Origin of the sequence: Streptomyces sp. F001, assembly GCF_004187715.1 — a bacterium.
In the GTDB taxonomy this organism is placed as follows: Bacteria; Actinomycetota; Actinomycetes; order Streptomycetales; family Streptomycetaceae; genus Streptomyces; species Streptomyces flavusporus.
The window spans coordinates 37484-54874 of sequence record NZ_QZWF01000011.1; the positions used below are offsets into that span (position 1 = coordinate 37484).

A 17391-nucleotide genomic window follows, 5' to 3' on the forward strand; every position below is an offset into this window, starting at 1 on the left:
CTGCCACCCTTCGACTTCAACGGCTGGACCATGTTGTCCGTCCCCTCCTCCGCATGGTGGACCGCGCCACCGGGATCGCATACGCACGGCAGGCCCCTTGCCTGCCCGACGGCGTCCCGTGACCACTGTCCGCACCGGGACTCGTCGGCGGCATGGTCCATCAGTCCCTGCCGGGGGCTGGACAGGCCCCCGGGTGCGGACCCGTCCGTCCCTCCCACGGCCGCGTGTACCCGAGACCGCCGCATGCAGACGCTGTCACGGAGGGGGTAGGGCCGGTCGGCCCTACCCCACCCATCGCCGACGGAGGACGATGGACGGATGTTCCAGACAGACGGCTTTCGCGCACTCGACCGACAGGAGTGCTTGCGCCTGCTGGCCAAGGTGCCGGTCGGTCGTGTGGTGTACACCCGACAGGCACTGCCCGCGGTCCTCCCCATCAACTTCTCCCTGGGCACGGACGCCTCCGTCCTGCTGTGCACCTCGCCGGCCTCGGATCTCGTCCATGCCATCGACGGCGTCGTGGTCGCCTTCGAGACGGACGAGTTCGACGCGGCGACCCGGTCCGGCTGGAGCGTGGTCGTCACCGGACGGGCCACCGTGGTGACCGATCCCGCCGAGCACGAGCGGCTCACGCAGACCGGCCCGAGTTCCTGGATGCCCCTGCGGGACCCGGTGTTCGTACGGATCGAGTCCGAGATGGTCACCGGACGCGAACTCAAGGGAGCGCTCGGCACGCAGTGAGGCTCCGCCCCGGTCACCGCGGAGTCTTGACACCTCCGGCGCAGACAGGGGCCGGGGCCGAGGGCGCGGAGTCACTCCGCCCGCCCGATAACCCCTTGGTCCCCCGACTCCACGTTTGCGGAGGCGCGGGGCGTACGCGCGCCGTCCGGACCGTACCCGAAACGGATCAGCAGCTGTGGGCTGCAGCGCTGCCTCGATCCGGCCATCGCCTCCCGCAGGTCCGGCCACTCCATCGCCTGGTGCAGCATCGAGGTCCGCACGCCGTGCACGGTCGCCGTCAGCAGCACGCGCTCCAGAGCCTGCCCCGCTCGCAGCCAGTCGTCCCGTCCGTCGTGGGACGTCCACAGCAGGGCCACCTGAGCATGGCGTTCGAAGCGCAGGGCGGGCAGCCGTGCCGCGGGCAACGCGCCGAGTCCCCGGATGCCACCCGCCGTGCACGGCCGCGACGCGCAGGTTCATCAGCGCGGCGCCGCAGCAGACCGAGCATGAACAGCCACTCCGCCCACGCCTCGCCGGCCCAGTCGTGGAAGGTGGACTCCATCGGGCCGACCGCCACGCCGCTGAGGAAGCCCTGTGTCGCGACCCGCCGTCGATCCAGCCCTTGCCGGACTGCGTGGCGTAGCCGAAGCCGAAGGTCTTGTCGAGGAACGCCTACAGGAAGACGAAGCCGGTCAGCAGGCGGAGCCCGGCGAACACGTACGCACGGGTCGCCGTCGCCGCGGCGGTCGCCTCGTCGGCGGATGCGGGAGCCGTCCCCGTGAGGTGCGGTCAGGTTTCCTCGGTGGCGCCGAGGCCCGTGAGGGCGCCGACCGGGTCGGGGTCCGGGGTGCCGCGGGGCCACCAGTCGTCGTGGCCCGGTTCCGACTCGTAGGCGTACCACAGGTTGTCGCGGCCGAGGCGGAGCTGGACATGGCCGTGCGGGTGGGTGAGGCGGTTGCGCCAGGGGCGGAAGGCGGGAAGATCGGCGGCGAGGAGGAGCGGGCGGGCCCGGTCGAAGCGGCCGGCCGGCGGGTCCCAGGGTTCCTCCAGGACGCTGAGGCCGTCGAAGCCGCCCTGCCGCCAGGCGGCGACCGCCCGGGCCAGCTCGGCCGGGGTGCGGTCGGCGGCGGAAGCGAGCGAGGAGTACAGGGCGCGGGTACCGGCGGTGAGACCGGAGCCGGGGCGGGCCGCGGCGAGCCGTACCGCGTCCTGCCACAGGGTCAGCTCGGCCACCGGGTCCCTGCCGGTGGCGAGCAGGGCGTGGGCGCGGGCGGCGGCGTCGGTGGCCAGCTGGTCCAGCGCGAAGGGTCCGGGCCGCCCGGGCGGCCGGGTATGCCGGGGGCTGTTCGGGTGCGGAGGAAGAGGCAACGGGGGTGGAAGGGGCGGGAGTTCGCGACGGAGGGCGTCGGTGGCCCGCCTGCCGGGCAGCGGGGACGGTTCCCGGTCCTGGGCGGCACGGGCCGCGCGGGCGGCGCTCAGCCGGGAGAGCGCGTCGAGCAGCTCGCGTTCGCCCCGGCCGCGCAGCAGGAGCAGGACGAAGGGGTCGGCGTCGAGCAGGCGTGCGGTCTGGTAGCAGAGGGCGGCGGCGTGCTTGCAGGGGTGGCCGCGGTCGGGGCAGCTGCAGTGCGGGTCGAGGTCACGGGGGCCGGGCAGCAGCGGTACGTCCCCCTCGGCCAGTGCCTCGGGCATCTCCTTGTCGAGGAGCGCGGCGATGTGCGCGGGCCGGTCGGCGGCGGCGTCCAGAAACCGCTCCCAGTCGGCGTCGTCCAGGGTGCGCAGCCGGACCTGCACGCGGTACGGCCGGGGGCGGCTGCCGCGCACGTAGGCGAGGACGAGTCCGGGCGTGACCGTGATGGCGTCCACGTGACCGCGGTCGGCGTAACCACGCCCACGCGCCAGCCGCTTGACGTCCAGCGCGCCCTCCTCCAGCGCGGTGATCCAGGCGTTGCCCCACCAGGTCGCGGCGAAGGGCGCGTCGTCGGACGGCCGGGCCGGGAAGGCGGGGAAGGTGCGACGCAGCTCACCGTCGCGGTGCGGCGAGCCCATGGAGCGGGGGCGCGGGGGGTTGCGGCGGGGACGCCGGGATGGGCGCCCGGCTCCGGGCCGGCGGCGGACCCGCCAAGGTGAGTTCCCGGCCGGCCGGTGGCGGACCCGTCAGGGTGGGCGCCCGGCTCCGGGCCGGCGGCAGGCATGCCGAAACGGGCACCCAGCCCTGGACCAGCGGTAGCCACGCCGAACCGGGCATCCAACCCCGAACCAGCAGCAGACACGTCAGGACGAGCACCCAACCCCGAACCACCGGCGGGGTCCGTGCCCGGCTCCGTCTCCGAGGCCGCCGCGCGCTCGCGCAGGGCTGCACGGAGTGCGTCACGCGCGGCGTCTGCGGGGCGGGCGTTCGTCCGGTCGGCCGGCTCGACGTCCTCCGCCGCGCCCTCGGCTTCGCCCTCACCGCGTCGCGTCGATGCCGCCCGGCGTAGTGCCGCGCGGGCTGCGTCGCCGGGCCTGGGCGTTCGAGCCGCGGAGTCCTTTGCCGCGGGAGGCCGGTCCGGCGGCGGGGCCGGTGGCTCGTCCGTGGACCGGTCGGCGGCCTCCTCGGGATCCCGGCTCCCCTGTTCCCGCGCGGCCCGCAGGGCCCGGCGGGCCGCGTCGGCGGGGCGTGGCTGTGGCGTGCGGTCGGTCGGGATGGCGGCGTCCGGCGCGGCGGGACCGTTCGGGACCGTCGGGTGTTCTTCGCTCGCGCCCGTCACGATGCCCTCCGCAACGACACCAGGTCGGACAGCTCACGGTCCGTCAGTTCGGTGAGGGCGGACTCGCCGGAGCCGAGGATCGCGTCGGCAAGGGCCCGCTTGGACTCCAGCATCTGGGCGATGCGGTCCTCGACCGTGCCCTCGGTGATGAGACGGTGGACCTGGACGGGCTGGGTCTGGCCGATGCGGTAGGCGCGGTCGGTGGCCTGTTCCTCGACTGCCGGGTTCCACCAGCGGTCGAAGTGGACGACGTGGCCCGCGCGGGTCAGGTTCAGGCCCGTGCCGGCGGCCTTCAGGGACAGCACCAGGACCGGTGTGGCGCCGCTCTGGAAGCGGTCCACCATGCGTTCGCGTTCCGGGACCGGCGTGCCGCCGTGCAGGAGGTCCACCGGGACGGCGCGGGCGGCCAGGTGGGTGCTGATCAGTCGGGCCATGCCGACGTACTGCGTGAAGACGAGCGCCGAGCCGTCCTCGGCGAGGAGTGTGTCCAACAGTTCGTCCAGCAGGGCGAGTTTGCCGGAGCGGGCGGCGAGCCGGTCGCCGCCGCCCGGCCCGTGCTCCTCCTTCAGATACAGCGCCGGGTGGTTGCAGATCTGCTTCAGCGAGGTCAGCAGCTTCAGCACCAGCCCGCGGCGCGCCATGCCCTGAGCCGTCTCGATGGCCAGCAGGGACTCCCGCACCACCGCCTCGTACAGCGCGGCCTGTTCGCGGGTGAGCGGGACGGGGTGGTCGGTCTCCGTCTTGGGCGGCAGCTCGGGGACGATGCCGGGGTCGGACTTCTTGCGGCGCAGCAGGAAGGGCCGGACGAGGCGGGCCAGTCTGGTCACCGCCTCCTCGTCCTCGCCGTTCTCGACGGCGCGCGCGTGCCGGGCGCGGAAGGACTTCAGGGGGCCGAGGAGGCCTGGGGTCGTCCAGTCCAGCAGCGCCCACAGCTCGGAGAGGTTGTTCTCCACCGGTGTGCCGGTCAGGGCCACGCGCGCGGGCGTCGGGATGGTGCGCAGGGCCTTCGCCGTCGCCGAGTAGGGGTTCTTGACATGCTGTGCCTCGTCCGCGACGACCATGCCCCACTTCTGCTGTGCCAGTGTCGGGGCGGCCGATCGCATCGTGGCGTACGTGGTGAGGACGAATCCGCCGTCGAGGTCGTCCAGGGTGCGCTCGGCGCCGTGGTGGCGGCGGACGGGAACTCCGGGGGCGAACCGGTGGATCTCCCGCTGCCAGTTGCCGAGCAGGGAGGCCGGGCAGACCACGAGGGTCGGTTCGGTGCGGGCCCGCTTGAGGTGGAGGGCGATGACGGTGACCGTCTTGCCCAGTCCCATGTCGTCGGCGAGGCAGCCGCCGAGGCCGAGGGAGGTCATGAGGTCGAGCCAGGCCAGGCCCCGGAGTTGGTAGTCACGCAGGGTCGCCCGGAGGCCGACGGGTGGTTCGGCGGGCCGTACGCCGGCGGTCAGCCGCTCCCGCAGCGCCGCGAGTGCGCCGACCGGCACCGCCTCGACCTGCTCGCCGTCGACCTCCGCGGTGCCGGTGAGGGCGACGGACAGCGCGTCGACCGGGTCGAGCAGGCCCAGTTCGCGCTTGCGGGCCTTGCGGACCAGGGCCGGGTCGACGAGCACCCACTGGTCCCGCAGCCGTACGACGGGACGGTGGGCCTCGGCCAGCGCGTCCATCTCGGACTCGGTGAGCGGCTCGCCGCCGAGCGCCATCTGCCAGCGGAACTGGAGCAGTTCCTCGCTCTCGAAGAAGCCGGTGCCGTCGGTCGCCGAGCCCGGCGCGGGCCGTACCACCGCGGCCGCTGTGAGGTCCCTGGCCAGGTCGCGGGGCCAGTGCACGGCGACCCCGGCCGCCGCGAGCCGGCCGGCCGCCGCGCCCAGCAGGTCGCCGAGCTCCGGCTCGGACAGGGCGAGCACGTCGGGCACGTCCTGCTCGGCGAGCCGGTCCAGCGGGGGCCAGACGCGGGCCGCCCGGCGGATGGCGAGCGCGGCGTCCACCCGCGCGCGGGGACCGAACTCGGCGTCCGTGTCGCCCGCCCACAGCGCGGCCGCGTCGACGACGAGTGTGGGGTCGGCGAGGCTGTGCACCTGCACGATCGCGGCCCCCGCCCGGCGCACCCGGTCGTCGCTCTCCCCCACGTCGAACAGGTCGTGCGCCGACAGGTCCAGGCGGAGCGAGATCCGCACACCCGCGTCCATCCCGGCGGCGACCTCGGCGGCCCAGTCGTGCGCGGCGGGCAGGTGCTGCGGTTTCTGCGCCGCGAAGGGCCTGCCGCAGGCGTGCGCGGCGGCCGGGGTGCGGGGCAGGGTGTCGGCGACCGCGTCCAGGAAGGAGCGCATCAGGGCTTCCGGCTCGGGCAGCAGAAGCGGGCCCGGGCCGGGCAGGGGCACCGCATGGCCCTCGTACGGCAGGGCGGCGGCCACCGCGCGCAGGTGGGCGATGTCATCGGGGTCGAGGGGGCCGGCCCGCCAGGCGTCGTGGCCGGTGGGCGTCAGGCCGGGCAGCAGGCGGCCGCGGGCGGCGAGCCGCAGCGCGTGCAGGGCGGCCGCGCCCCAGCAGGCCGTGGCGGGGTGGGCGGCGGGGTCGTGCCGCGCGCGCACGAGCAGCGGCAGGGCCTCGCCGACCGGCAGGGTCAGTGCCGGCGTCTGCCTGCGGCGCACGCCGGCACCATGGGGTCGTACGACGGTCAGGTCCATGCGCTCGGCACCCCATGAGGGTGCCGCTGCGGGAGCAGGGAAGGCCGGCGAACCGTCCTGCGGATCCCAGAAGGCGACCCGGCCCGCGCGCGGAAGTGGTGCCGGGAGGAAGACGGCTGCTGGTCCCACAGGCACGGCAGAACCGTCCGCCCGCCGGTCCGCCCCGGTCTGCTCGCCCGTACGCATGGTCACCTCCCGCCCGCTCGCCGGATCAGACGTCTTCGACTCTACGGGCGGGATCTGACAATCGGCCCCGGCGGCCGGCGGCGCGCAGCCGGGCGCGGTCAGGGAACCACGCGGGAGACGACGTACACCATCGGGTAGGTCGGGTTGCCCGTGTTCACGACCACTTGCTGCGTCGGCCTGGGGTCCTTCTGCTCGTGGACCAGGCCCCAGTAGGTGCCGGGCCGGGCGCCGGGGCCGGCGAACTTCCAGCCGGTGGCGTTCCGGTCGCGGGCACCGATGGTGATGCTGCCCTTGTTCAGCTGCCCACGGCTGACACCGATCTCCTTCAGGAAGGCGTCCAGTCCGGCATGCGTGGTCTGGAACTGCACGTAGAGGCGGCTGGTCCGCCAGTTGTTCGTCTCGTACCACGCCACCTGGTTGGCCGGATGCGGTATCGGCACCTGGTAGAGGCGGCGCTGCACCTTGGACGGCCAGCCCTCGGTCAGGCCCCGGGCCGAGTACTTCTCCTCCTTCTCCTTGCCGCTGCTGCGGCTCTGGTTGGCGGAGATCACCAGGTAGCCGGCCGGGATGCCGATGAGCAGCACGATGATGAGCAGGGTGAACGCTCTCCGGCGGATCACGTGAGCACGGTCCTCGGCCCGGACATCCGGCTCGTCCGCGGGACCGCCCTGCTGGGGCAGCGAACCGGTCACGTCCACTCCCCGGTACGGCGGGCCTCCGCGTACCGCTCGTAGCGCTCGTACCGCTCCACCCGGCGGCGCTTGGCGCGGCGGAAGCGGCGGGCGACCAGCCGGGCGAGGTCGGCGGCGCCGACCATGCCGGCCTCGGGGCCGAGCTGGGCGCGGGTGATACGGGCCTCGGGGCGGTAGCCGCGGCCGGTGAGATGACGTCGGAAGGCGTCCCGGGCGGGGCCGATCAGCAGGTCGTCGGCCGCGCTGACGCCGCCCCCGATCACGAAGCAGGACGGATCCAGGGCGGCCGCCAGGTTGGCGATGCCGACGCCGAGCCACTGCCCTATGTCCTGAAGCAGCTCGATGCACATCGCGTCGCCCTCGCGGGCCAGCTCGGTGATCATCGGGCCGGTGATGTCCGCGACGTTGCCCTTGACGTGCTCGATGATTCCGTACGCCACCGGCGAGTCGGCGGCGGCCAGTTCCCTGGCCTCCCGGACCAGCGCGTTCCCGGAGCTGTACTGCTCCCAGCAGCCGCGGTTGCCGCACGGGCAGCGGTGGCCGCCGGGCACCACCTGCATGTGCCCGAACTCGCCCGCGACACCGAACTTGCCCCGCTTGACCTGGCCGTCCTCCAGGATCGCGCCGCCGATGCCGGTACCCAGCGTGATCATCACCAGGTGGTCCTCGCCGCGGCCGGCGCCGAAGCGCCACTCGGCCCAGGCGGCGGTGTTGGCGTCGTTGTCCACCAGGACCGGGACGGACAGCCGGCCGGCGAGGCGGTCCCGCAGGGGTTCGTTGCGCCAGGACAGGTGGGGGGCGAACAGGACGCGGTTGCGGTCGGCGTCGACCCAGCCGGCCGCGCCGATGCCGACCGCGTGCACGTCGTGGCGGTCGGACAGGTCCAGGACCAGTTCGACGATGGTGTCCTCGACGACCTTCGGGCTCTTGGACTTGTCCGGGGTCTCCGTGCGGAGCTTCTCCAGGATGTTGCCGTCGGCGTCGACGACTCCGGCCATCACCTTTGTGCCGCCGATGTCGATGCCCACCGTCGGCACCCGGGGTGCCGTCAGGTGGGAGCGGCGTTCCCGGGTACCGACCGTGCGCAGCACTGGGGCGCGGCGGGAGCCGATGGGGGCGCCGCCTGCGCGGGCGGAACTCAGCGCCCGGGAGATCGGGAGGTCACGGTAGGTGCTCATCGCCGCCGATTCTGCCGCACGCTCACGCCGGGTGCCGAACAGGGGCGGCATGGGGTGGTTCATGACGTACGCCGTCTGCGGGTCATTGTGGCTGGTCGCGCAGTTCCCCGCGCCCCTCAGGTGCGCTGCAGTTCATGGCGTAGATCGTCCAGGTCGTTTCCGCCTGCCATCTGGCGTGTCAGCTCGTCCAATGTCACCGAGTCACGTGTGTGGTTCGCCACCATGCTGCCGCGCTTCAGCAGCACGAAACGGTCGCCGACCAGATAGGCGTGATGCGGGTTGTGGGTGATCAACACAACACCCAGCCCCTGGTCCCTGGCCGCCGCCACATACTTCAGAACCACCCCTGACTGCTTCACGCCCAGTGCCGCCGTCGGCTCGTCCAGGACGAGGACCTTGGCGCCGAAGTGCACCGCCCGGGCGATGGCCACGCATTGGCGCTCGCCGCCCGAGAGGGTGCCGATCGGCTGGTCCACATCGCGCAGGTCGATGCCCATGCGCAGGAGTTCGGAGTGGGTGGTGCGGCGCATGAGGTCGACGTCCATGCGCTTGAAGGGGCCGGTGCCCTTGCGGGGTTCGGAGCCCAGGAAGAAGTTCCGCCAGACCGGCATCAAAGGGACGACGGCCAGGTCCTGGTAGACCGTGGCGATACCGCGGTCCAGGGCCTCCCGGGGGGAGGCGAGGCGAGTCTCCTCGCCGTCGATGCGCAAGGTGCCGCCGTCGTGCTGGTGCAGACCGGCGATGATCTTGATCAGGGTCGACTTGCCCGCCCCGTTGTCGCCGAGGACGCAGGTGATCTCCCCGGCATGGACCTCCAGGGAGACACCTTCGAGGGCGCGGACGTTGCCGTAGTGCTTGCTGACGTCGGACAGCTCCACGAGCGCCGTACGCCGAGGGGTTTTAGTCACTTGGTGGCCTCCGCGCGCTTGCGGACCCAGGCGTTGAGCAGGGTCGCGAGGAGCAGCATCGCTCCGAGGAAGAACTTGAACCAGTCGGGGTTCCACTCGGCGAAGACGATGCCCTTGCTGGTCATGCCGAAGATGAACGCGCCGACCGCCGAGCCGACCGCGCTGCCGTAGCCGCCGGTGATCAGGCAGCCGCCGATGACGGCGGCGATGATGTAGATCAGCTCGTTGCCCACGCCCTCGCCGGACTGGACGACGTCGTAGGAGAAGAGCAGGTGCTGGCCGGAGATCCAGGCGCCGAAGGCGACACCCATGTAGAGGCCGATCTTGGTCCTGGCGACCGGGACGCCGACCGCGCGGGCCGCGTCCTGGTTGCCGCCGACCGCGAAGATCCAGTTGCCGGCGCGGGTACGCAGCAGGATCCAGCTGGCGAGGGCGATCAGGGCGAACCACCACAGGATGGTGATCTTGAAGTCGACGCCGCCGACGGTCAGGGTCGAGGCGAAGACGTCGTGGGCGGTGGGGAAGCCCTCCATGTCGGCGATCGTCTTGGTGGAGACGGTGTCGGAGATCAGCTTGGTGAAGCCGAGGTTCATGCCGGTCAGCATCAGGAAGGTGCCGAGCGTGATGATGAAGCTCGGCAGCTTGGTACGGGTGAGCATGAAGCCGTTGAAGGCGCCGATCGCGAGCGTGACCAGCAGGGAGACGCCGACGCCGGCCCAGACGTTCGCCGTCATCTGGTAGCTGAACATCGACGAGACCAGCGCCGAGGACGTCACGAGGACGCCCGCGGACAGGTCGAACTCGCCGCCGATCATCAGCAGGGCGACCGGGACGGCCATGATGCCGATCGTGGAGGACGCGTAGAGGACGGTGCTCAGGCTGGATGCCTTCAGAAAGCTGTCGGCGGCGACCGCGAAGAAGAGGAAGACCGCGATCGCGCCGACGACCGAGCCCAGTTCCGGGCGGCCGAGCAGCTTACGCAGCGGTGAGGCGTGCAGAATCCTTTCGTCAGTGATCGCGCTCATCGGGTGCCCCGCTCGGTGTACTCCGCGAGCGCGCCCGCCTGGTCCTTGGTGATGATCTGCGGGCCGGTGAGCACGGGCTTGCCGCCGCCGAGGACGTCGGCGTTGTACTTGTACAGCCACAGCAGGTCGACCGCCTGATAGCCCTGCAGGTAGGGCTGCTGGTCGACCGCGAAGCCGAGGGTGCCGCCCTTCAGTGCGGCGGCCACCTTGGCGTTGAGGTCGAAGGTGTCGATCTCGGCGTCGCTGCCGGCGCTCTCCCTTGCCTTGACGGCGGTGTCGGCGTACGGGGCGCCGAGAGTGACGACGGCGTCGACCGCGGTGTCGGACTGCAGCTTGGCCTCGAGGGCGGACTGCGCGTCGGGCATGTTGGTACCGGTGACGTAGAGGTTCTGCACGGTGCCGTCGAAGGTCTCCTGCACGCCGGCGCAGCGCTGCTCGTGGCCGACGTTGCCCTGCTCGTGCAGGACGCAGACCGCCTTCTTCTTCCCGCGCTCGTTCAGCTCCTCGCCGACGGCCTGGCCCGCGATCGTCTCGTCCTGGCCGATGTGGGTGAGGGCGCCGAACTCCTTGGACTCCGCGGAGCCGGAGTTCACGGTGATCACCGGGATGCCGGCCTTGACGGCGCGGGCGACGGCGGCCTTCATCGCATCGGGCTTGGCGAGGGTGACGATGATGCCGTCGACGCCCTTGTCGACGGCCGCGTCCACGAGCTGCGCCTGCTGCTGGGCCTCGTCGTCGTGGGAGTACAGGAAGTTGATGTTGTCCTTGACGGCGGCCTGCTCGGCGCCGCTCTGGACGATGTCCCAGAAGGTGTCGCCGTCGCCCGAGTGAGTGATCATGGCGAAGGTCCAGCGGGGCGTGTTCACCGCTGCCTTGCCCTGGGCGGCCGCGGCCTTGCGGGCGTCCTCGGCGCGTTTGCCGCCGGTGCTGCTGCAACCCGCGAGGGAGGCGCACAGCACCCCTGCCACCGCGATGCCTACCCAGGTCCGAAACCGTGCCACGAGGCCGTGCCCTTCTTGCTGTGTTTCAGGTACGCAAGGGGCCGGTCATCCCGCCGACCCCAAACGCCCCAGTATGAACACGGGGATCGTGTGTCTCGTGACCGGGGAGCGCGAGTCGGTCGCCTTGTCCGGACATTGCGACGAACGGGGCCGGCTCCGCGCGGGGTCGTCAGGGCCGTACGAGCAGCTGGAACTCGAAGGAGTAGCGGGTCGGACGGTAGGTGTGCGTGCCGTACTCGACGGCCCGGCCGGTGTCGTCGAAGGTCGTGCGCTGCATGGTCAGCAGCGGGGCACCCTCGCTCTCGCCGAGCCGTTCGGCCTCGGCGGCGGTGGCGGCGCGGGCGCCGATGGACTGCCGGGCGCTGTGCAGGGTGATCCCGGCGGCACGCATCAGCCGGTACAGGCCGGTGGCCTCCAGTTGTGCGGTGTCCAGTTCGATCAGGCCGGGCGGCAGGAAGTTGCACAGGTACGCCATCGGCTCCCCGTGCGCCAGCCGCAGCCGTTCCACCCGGTGCACCTCGCTGTCCTCACCGACCCCGAGCGCTGCCGCCACCTCGGCCGACGCCGGGACGACGGTGTTGACCAGGACCCTGGTCGCCGGGCGCTGCCCGGCCGCCTCCAGGTCGTCGTAGAGGCTGCTGAGCTCCAGCGGCCGCTTGACCTGGCTGTGCACGACCTGGGTGCCGACACCGCGGCGGCGCACGAGCAGGCCCTTGTCGACCAGGGACTGGATGGCCTGGCGGACGGTGGGGCGGGACAGGCCGAGCCGGGCGGCGAGCTCGATCTCGTTGCCCAGCAGGCTGCCGGGGGTGAGCGTTCCCCGCTCGATCGCGGCCTCGAGCTGCTGGGACAGCTGGAAGTACAGCGGCACCGGGGAACTCCGGTCCACGCTGAGGTCGAGCTGTACGGTCGGGTCCACATCTGGTTTCGGCACGGGCCGAGCGTAGCTCCGTGACGGGATGACGGGAAGTTGTGTAGTCCGATTGTCCGGACATAAGCATTGACAGTGCGGTGGGTGCGACCCCACTTTGTTTCCATGCGCATCGGGGTCATCGGGACGGGCCGCATCGGCACCATTCATGCGAACACGCTCAGCCGCCACCGGGACGTGGGCTCCTTGATCCTCACGGACGTGGACCCCGCGCGGGCGCAGGAGCTGGCGCACCGGCTCGGGGAGACGGCCGCGCCGGGCGTGGACGAGATCTTCCGGTGGGGTGTGGACGCCGTGGTGATCACGACGGCGACATCGGCCCACGCCGATCTGATCGGCCGGGCGGCACGCTCGGGGCTGCCGGTGTTCTGCGAGAAGCCGATCGCGCTCGACCTGCCCGGCTCCCTGCATGCGATCGCCGAGGTCGAGGCCGCCGGAACGATCCTCCAGATGGGCTTCCAGCGCCGCTTCGACGCGGGCTACACGGGCGCGCGCGAGGCGGTCCGCTCGGGCCGGCTCGGGCGGCTGCACACCGTACGGGCGCTGACCTCCGACCAGGAGCCGCCGCCGGTCGCGTATCTGCCGCTGTCCGGGGGGCTCTTCCGGGACACGTTGATCCATGACTTCGACATGGTGCGCTGGGTGACCGGGCACGAGGTCGTCGACGTGTACGCCGCCGGGTCCGACGCCGGTCCCCCGGTGTTCCGCGAGGCGGGCGACGTCGACACGGCGGCCGTGCTCCTCACCCTCGACGACGGCACGCTGACCACGGCCACCGCGACACGGCTGAACGGCGCGGGCTACGACGTGCGCATGGAGCTCGCCGGGGAGCTGGACCAGGTCGTGGTCGGGCTGGACGACCGTACGCCGATCGCGTCGACCGAGCCGACCGGGCCACCGGCCGCCAGCAAGCCGTGGACCACCTTCCTGGAGCGGTTCGGCCCCGCCTACGAGGCCGAACTGTGCGCGTTCGTGGAGGTGGTGCGGGGCGAGCGGGCCAACCCCTGCGACGGGCGCGAGGCGTTGCAGGCGCTCAGGATCGCCGAGGCCTGCGAACTGTCGCGCCGGGAGCACAGACCCGTCCGGCTCGCGGAGATCCCGGGCGGGGCCGAGCCGGTGCTGAGGTGAACGGACGCGGGGTGGGGGCATCAGGCCGGCACGCCTACCGCCCGTCCTGATCGCCGTCCCCGACGAGTCCCGCGTCGTATGCCAGCAGGGCGATCTGCACCCGGTTGTTCAGGTCGAGCTTGGCGAGGATGCGGGAGACGTGGGTCTTGACCGTGGCGACGCTCATGAAGAGTTCCGCGGCGATCCCGGCATTGGCCAGACCCCGGCCGACCGCGACGGCGACCTCCCGCTCGCGCTCGTTGAGGGCCGCGATGCGCTCCCGCGCGCGGGTGCGGCGGTTGTCGGCGGCGGTGCCGACCGCGTGCTCCATCAACTGACGGGTGACGGTGGGCGACAGGACGGGGTCCCCGGCGGCGACCCTGCGCACGGCGTCGAGTATCTCGGCGGGCAGGGTGTCCTTGAGGACGAATCCGGCCGCGCCCGCGCGCAGCGCCCGCAGCACCTGGTCGTCGGCGTGAAAGGTGGTCAGGACCACGACCTGCGGGGCGTCCTCGCGTCCGTGCAACCGCTCGGTGGCGGTGAGGCCGTCCACCGTCGGCATCCGGATGTCCATCAGGACGACATCTGGGCGGGTGCGGTCGACGAGCGCCTCGACCTCGCCGCCGTCGGCAGCCTCGCCGACGATCTCGATGTCGTCCGCACCCCCCATCATGAAGGACAGTCCCGCCCGCACCAGTGGATCGTCGTCGACGAGGAGCAGTCTGATCGCAGTCATGGGCCATACGTAATCACGGTCGCGCAAGGGGTACCGCGCAGCGGTGCAGGTCTCAGCGCCTCAGGGTCACGCCGTGCAGGGCGCGCAGTCGCCGGATCTCCCACCAGGCCACGGCGGTGACCGAGGCCGGGCCGCCGAACAGGGCGAGGATCTGGATCACGGGCGGGCCGGGGGGCAGTCCGCCCGCGAGCATGCTGATCGCGGCGAACTCCCACACCAGGGTGCCGGTGAGCAGGGCGGGCAGGGCGGGGTGCACCGCGGCGGCGTTGAACCCGCTGCGGATCGCGGGGCCGGTGGCGAAGCCGAGGAAGAACAGCAGCCAGACGAACGGCAGGAAGACCGCCAGTACGACCCAGGGCGAGCCGTACCAGGCACCGCCGGGGATGTCCGACTCGTTCGCGGTCAGAGAGATCCCCACCAGGCACAGCGGCACCCCTGTCACAGCGCCGACGTACCACAGCGCCGACCGCCCCGCCGCGCGCAGCCGCGGTCGCATCTGGGCCCGCGCCGCCGCCGACGCCATGCGGAACAGCAGGGCGATGACCACGGGGGCGCTCACCAGCAGCAGCGGCGGGGTGACGGCCAGCCGCATCATGTACTGCTGCTGGGCCTCACTGATGTCCTCCGGTTTTCCGTACACGGCAAGCAGCAGAAGGGACATGACGGCCGCGGTCCAGGCCCGCGCCTTCTGGATGCGCCACACATGGGGATCGTCGAAGTGCCGGTGACCGCGCACCGGGAAGAGCCGGTGCGCCCGGATGCGGGCCGAGCGGGCGAAGGAGTAGCCCACCATGAGGGGCACGATCGCGAACCAGCTGCACGGGAACACCAGAAGCGCCCACACACAGCCGTGGATCCGAGTCCGCCCGGCCCGCAACAACTCACGCAGGGGCGGCCATTCGGCGCCCCGCAGACCGACCAGCAGCGACCAGAGGGAGTCGTTGCGGCGCGGCGGGACGTACGGCTGCGGGTGCGGCGGGAAGCCCGGCGGGTGCGGAGCGTAGGGATTGTACGGCGGCTGACCGGGCTGCGGCGGGACGTACGGCGGCGGATACGGTCCCGGGTTCGGGGGCGGGACGTAGGGTCCCTGGTTCGGGGGCGGCGGATACGGTCCGCCGTTCGGTGGCCACTGCGGCTGGTACGGGTTGGGTCCCCCGAAACTCACTGTGCTGTTTTCCTTCCGGTGCGTGTGCTGCTGACGGCTGGACATACGTCAGCCCATCGCGTCACACAAGTCAACTTGCTGCGCACCGAAGAGACATGGGCAGAGCTCGGCTCACCCCCAGGGCAGCCACGCCCGCACCCCGAAGCCGCCGTCCTCGCGCGGCCCGTGCTCCAGGCGGCCACCGGCCAGCGTGGCGCGTTCGGTCAGGCCGATCAGGCCCTGTCCGGAGCCGGGGACGGGCGGGACCTCCCCCTCGGGGGCCGGGTTGCGTACGCAGACGGTGAGGCCCTCGCCCGGCGCGCCCGTCACGGACACGGTGACCTCGGTGCCGGGGGCGTGCTTGCGGGCGTTGGTCAGGCCCTCCTGGGCGATGCGGTAGGCGGTGCGGCCGACGGATGCAGGGACGGCCGCCGGCTCCGTGACCCGCATGAGGAGGGTGACCTTCGTGCCGGCCTCGCGGGACTCGGCGACCAGCGCGTCGAGGGCGGCGAGCGTCGGCTGGGGGCGACCCGCCTCGTCGGGCTCGCCCGCCCGCAGGACGCCGATGATCTCCCGCAGGTCCTGCAGGGCCTCGTGCGCGCTCTCCCGGATGACACCGGCCGCCCGCGCCACCTCTTCGCGGGGTGCGTCGGGCCGGAACTCCAGCGCTCCGGCGTGCACGCTGAGCAGGGTCAGCCGGTGGGCGAGCACATCGTGCATCTCCCGGGCGATCGCCTCGCGGGCGAGCTGCTGGGCCTGCTCGGCACGCAGCCGCGCCTCCGTCTCGGCCCGCTGGGCGCGGTCGCGCAGGCTGAGCATGAGCTGGCGTTTGGACCGGACGAGCATGCCCCAGCCGATGACGTTGGCGCCGAGCAGGACGGTGAACGCGACTGCCGCGACGTACGGCAGGGTCGGTTCCGGGCGCAGCCAGAAGAAGAGCGGGACCAGCGCCATGGAGATGCCGCCGATCCAGCCCACGTACCGGAAGGGCCGGTGCACGGCGAGGGTGAAGAAGGCGACCAGGCCGGCGCCGCCCGCGGTGTTCGAGAGGAAGCCGACGGGGATCATCGCGAGGGCGAGCCCGACCGGCCAACGACGGCGCAGCCACACCGCGGCGCAGGCCAGGGCCCCGACCCACTGGTCGACTACGAGAAGGGTCTGCGGGGTGTTCTCGGGGGTCATGGAGTCCGCTGCCGCCAGACCGAAGACGACGGCCACCAGGAAGAGGCTGAAGTCGACGAGCCAGTCACGCAGCGTGCGCCGGGGCCGGCGTCCGGGCCGTCCGGCGTCCGGATCGAGGGCGTGGACCAGGGCGGACGGGAACAACCACCGGCGTCCCTCGAACGCCGACGGAGGCTGCAGGATCCCGTCGTCTTTCACGGTCGACAAATCTACGCAGGGACGGACCGCGGCACCTCCCCGCAGGCCGGATCGTCGACCAAAGTCGCGGCACCGACGACTTTCGGCGCGGTGGACGGGCGAGATCACCGACTTCCGGACCGAGAGGCTCGCCCCGCGGCCGATGTGCGCGGGGGGTCCGCGGGGCGAGGGTCGTGGCCATGAAACAGCTGCTGGAACTCCTCGGTTTCCTCGCTCTGGTGCAGGGCGTCATGGGTCTGCTGCACGAGTTCACCGACTGGCACATCGGTCTCGTGCAGCGGCTCGGTTTCCTCGAGGGTTACGAGATCTACGCGAGCGTCGCCCTGGTGGTGCTGGCGTTCGCCCTGTTCGCCGCCGCGGAGAGCCGGAAGTCCGGCTGAGGGCCGGGCAGCGCCTCGGCGCGCGAGGTTAACTTCCCGAAAACTCATCGGACTTGACGGAAAAATCTCGGGGTTGTCATTGACATGCCATGCTCTACGCGCGTCACCATGGGGACATGAGATTCCCCCCACGCGCCACTCGGATCGGCGCCGCAGCCGCTCTCCTGTCCGCCCTGTTGGTGGGCGGCACCGTCACCGCCACGCCGGCGGCCGCCGCGGTCGGCAGCATCTGCCACAGCGACCTGCCCTCGCAGGCGTACGACACCCTCGAGCTGATCGAGGCCGGCGGCCCCTTCCCCTACGAACAGGACGGCACCGTCTTCCAGAACCGGGAAGGCATCCTGCCCAGTCAGTCCTCCGGCTACTACCACGAGTACACCGTGATCACGCCGGGCTCCTCCACGCGCGGTGCGCGCCGCATCGTCACCGGTGAGGAGTACCAGGAGGACTACTACACGGCGGACCACTACGCCTCGTTCGACCTGATCGACTACGACTGCTGAGTCCCCCACGACTCAGTCCGAGGAACGGTGCAACCCGCCACGGAAGGGCCGGGCCCCTGACCGCAGAAC

Annotated in this window: 15 protein-coding genes and 2 pseudogenes; 4 read left to right on the plus strand and 13 right to left on the minus strand. The window is 72.1% G+C overall.

What is annotated here, in order from left to right:
* Positions 1-318: 318 nt before the first annotated feature.
* Entirely contained in the window at positions 319-741 is a 423-nt protein-coding gene (locus tag StrepF001_RS30260) for a pyridoxamine 5'-phosphate oxidase family protein (protein WP_129801390.1), read from the plus strand.
* Positions 742-812: 71 nt separating this feature from the next.
* Here the strand turns inward: StrepF001_RS30260 and StrepF001_RS30265 are convergent.
* The 10 genes and pseudogenes from StrepF001_RS30265 to StrepF001_RS30310 form a co-directional block, all read right to left on the minus strand.
* A pseudogene (locus StrepF001_RS30265) lies at positions 813-1130 on the minus strand (hypothetical protein); the annotation flags it as partial.
* A 40-nt stretch (positions 1131-1170) separates the two neighbouring features.
* Positions 1171-1437, minus strand: a pseudogene (locus StrepF001_RS48495) (hypothetical protein); the annotation flags it as partial.
* Between the two features lie 72 nt (positions 1438-1509).
* Positions 1510-2766 carry an SWIM zinc finger family protein gene (locus tag StrepF001_RS30275; protein ID WP_129801391.1) on the minus strand — a complete coding sequence of 419 codons (1257 nt, stop codon included), beginning with the start codon at positions 2764-2766 and terminating at the stop codon, positions 1510-1512.
* A 697-nt stretch (positions 2767-3463) separates the two neighbouring features.
* Complete coding sequence (locus StrepF001_RS30280) at positions 3464-6337, minus strand: DEAD/DEAH box helicase (protein WP_129801392.1); 2874 nt, start codon at positions 6335-6337, stop codon at positions 3464-3466.
* A gap of 98 nt (positions 6338-6435) precedes the next feature.
* Complete coding sequence (locus StrepF001_RS30285) at positions 6436-7029, minus strand: sugar kinase (protein ID WP_129801393.1); 594 nt, start codon at positions 7027-7029, stop codon at positions 6436-6438.
* Positions 7026-8207 carry an ROK family glucokinase gene (locus tag StrepF001_RS30290; protein ID WP_129801394.1) on the minus strand — a complete coding sequence of 394 codons (1182 nt, stop codon included), beginning with the start codon at positions 8205-8207 and terminating at the stop codon, positions 7026-7028. The genes StrepF001_RS30285 and StrepF001_RS30290 overlap by 4 nt, the downstream gene beginning before the upstream one ends.
* A 116-nt stretch (positions 8208-8323) precedes the next feature.
* A complete protein-coding gene (locus StrepF001_RS30295) occupies positions 8324-9115 on the minus strand; it encodes an ATP-binding cassette domain-containing protein (RefSeq protein WP_129801395.1) in 792 nt (263 codons plus the stop codon).
* The gene (locus StrepF001_RS30300) at positions 9112-10140 is read right to left on the minus strand and encodes an ABC transporter permease (protein ID WP_129801396.1); all 1029 of its coding nucleotides are present in this window, start codon (positions 10138-10140) and stop codon (positions 9112-9114) included. Before StrepF001_RS30300 ends, StrepF001_RS30295 begins: the two co-directional genes overlap by 4 nt.
* The gene (locus tag StrepF001_RS30305) at positions 10137-11141 is read right to left on the minus strand and encodes a sugar ABC transporter substrate-binding protein (RefSeq protein WP_129801397.1); all 1005 of its coding nucleotides are present in this window, start codon (positions 11139-11141) and stop codon (positions 10137-10139) included. The genes StrepF001_RS30300 and StrepF001_RS30305 overlap by 4 nt, the downstream gene beginning before the upstream one ends.
* 169 nt (positions 11142-11310) lie before the next feature.
* Positions 11311-12060, minus strand: a complete 750-nt coding sequence (locus tag StrepF001_RS30310) for a GntR family transcriptional regulator (protein ID WP_129801523.1) — start codon at positions 12058-12060, stop codon at positions 11311-11313.
* Between the two features lie 117 nt (positions 12061-12177).
* On the opposite strand from StrepF001_RS30310, the gene StrepF001_RS30315 reads away from it, so the two are divergent.
* A complete protein-coding gene (locus StrepF001_RS30315) occupies positions 12178-13200 on the plus strand; it encodes a Gfo/Idh/MocA family oxidoreductase (RefSeq protein ID WP_129801398.1) in 1023 nt (340 codons plus the stop codon).
* Positions 13201-13234: 34 nt separating this feature from the next.
* Here StrepF001_RS30315 and StrepF001_RS30320 read toward each other — a convergent pair whose 3' ends face one another.
* From StrepF001_RS30320 to StrepF001_RS30330, 3 genes are all read right to left on the minus strand, one after another.
* A complete protein-coding gene (locus tag StrepF001_RS30320) occupies positions 13235-13915 on the minus strand; it encodes a response regulator transcription factor (protein ID WP_129801399.1) in 681 nt (226 codons plus the stop codon).
* A gap of 52 nt (positions 13916-13967) precedes the next feature.
* Positions 13968-15080, minus strand: coding sequence for a hypothetical protein (locus tag StrepF001_RS30325; RefSeq protein ID WP_240797748.1), 1113 nt, complete (start codon positions 15078-15080; stop codon positions 13968-13970).
* A gap of 111 nt (positions 15081-15191) precedes the next feature.
* Positions 15192-16448 carry a histidine kinase gene (locus StrepF001_RS30330; protein WP_129801400.1) on the minus strand — a complete coding sequence of 419 codons (1257 nt, stop codon included), beginning with the start codon at positions 16446-16448 and terminating at the stop codon, positions 15192-15194.
* A gap of 170 nt (positions 16449-16618) precedes the next feature.
* Between StrepF001_RS30330 and StrepF001_RS30335 the strand changes: the two genes are divergently transcribed.
* A complete protein-coding gene (locus StrepF001_RS30335; protein ID WP_129801401.1) occupies positions 16619-16819 on the plus strand; it encodes a hypothetical protein in 201 nt (66 codons plus the stop codon).
* Positions 16820-16935: 116 nt separating this feature from the next.
* Positions 16936-17322 carry a ribonuclease domain-containing protein gene (locus StrepF001_RS30340; protein ID WP_129801402.1) on the plus strand — a complete coding sequence of 129 codons (387 nt, stop codon included), beginning with the start codon at positions 16936-16938 and terminating at the stop codon, positions 17320-17322.
* Positions 17323-17391 lie beyond the last annotated feature (69 nt).

What these genes read in the sequence shown, in the direction of transcription:
- StrepF001_RS30340 (WP_129801402.1), top strand. Translation starts at nt 16,936, where the DNA reads ATGAGATTCCCCCCACGCGCCACTCGGATCGGCGCCGCAGCCGCTCTC.
- StrepF001_RS30300 (WP_129801396.1), bottom strand. Translation starts at nt 10,140, where the DNA reads ATGAGCGCGATCACTGACGAAAGGATTCTGCACGCCTCACCGCTGCGT.
- StrepF001_RS30275 (WP_129801391.1), bottom strand. Translation starts at nt 2,766, where the DNA reads ATGGGCTCGCCGCACCGCGACGGTGAGCTGCGTCGCACCTTCCCCGCC.
- StrepF001_RS30320 (WP_129801399.1), bottom strand. Translation starts at nt 13,915, where the DNA reads ATGACTGCGATCAGACTGCTCCTCGTCGACGACGATCCACTGGTGCGG.
- StrepF001_RS30260 (WP_129801390.1), top strand. Translation starts at nt 319, where the DNA reads ATGTTCCAGACAGACGGCTTTCGCGCACTCGACCGACAGGAGTGCTTG.
- StrepF001_RS30290 (WP_129801394.1), bottom strand. Translation starts at nt 8,207, where the DNA reads ATGAGCACCTACCGTGACCTCCCGATCTCCCGGGCGCTGAGTTCCGCC.
- StrepF001_RS30280 (WP_129801392.1), bottom strand. Translation starts at nt 6,337, where the DNA reads ATGCGTACGGGCGAGCAGACCGGGGCGGACCGGCGGGCGGACGGTTCT.
- StrepF001_RS30335 (WP_129801401.1), top strand. Translation starts at nt 16,619, where the DNA reads ATGAAACAGCTGCTGGAACTCCTCGGTTTCCTCGCTCTGGTGCAGGGC.
- StrepF001_RS30315 (WP_129801398.1), top strand. Translation starts at nt 12,178, where the DNA reads ATGCGCATCGGGGTCATCGGGACGGGCCGCATCGGCACCATTCATGCG.